The 398-nt window shown below is 54.3% G+C and carries 2 protein-coding genes; both read left to right on the forward strand.

What is annotated here, in order from left to right; translation table 11 throughout:
* The coding region (locus tag IV91_RS19910) for an ATP-binding protein (RefSeq protein ID WP_031599539.1) at positions 1 to 146 on the forward strand (146 nt) is incomplete at its 5' end.
* Positions 136 to 398: hypothetical protein (locus tag IV91_RS0114490; protein ID WP_031599540.1), on the forward strand; the 263-nt coding region annotated here is incomplete at its 3' end. The genes IV91_RS19910 and IV91_RS0114490, both read left to right, overlap by 11 nt.

Raw genomic sequence — 398 nt, forward strand, 5'->3', positions numbered from 1 at the left:
ACCGGACATATAAACACTGGTCCAGTATCTTCAATAACGACAGCACCCTGACCTCCGCACTTCTGGACCGTCTCTTGCACCATGCCGAAACCATCGTCATTGATGGCAAGAGTTACCGCACAAGGGGTGACATTCATGACCACTAAATCCAAAAAAACCCGTCAGGTCACTCCTCCCATGATCGCGGACGACCCTCCGGCTCTTCTGCTCCATGCCCCCATGTCTGATGAGGCCTGCGCTCACATCTGGGAATTCCTCAGTGATCTGGCCTTCTTCTTCTTCGAGAGCGCACGCTTCGCCCAGATTCGCCGCTCACATTGTGCGCAAGGCGACCACAGAGCCAAAACCCCAGACTCCCCACTTCACGATCCAGACCAACTCGAACTCTTTCCCGATAA

Origin of the sequence: Ferrovum myxofaciens (assembly GCF_000735045.1) — a bacterium.
GTDB classification, from domain to species: Bacteria; Pseudomonadota; Gammaproteobacteria; order Burkholderiales; family Ferrovaceae; genus Ferrovum; species Ferrovum myxofaciens.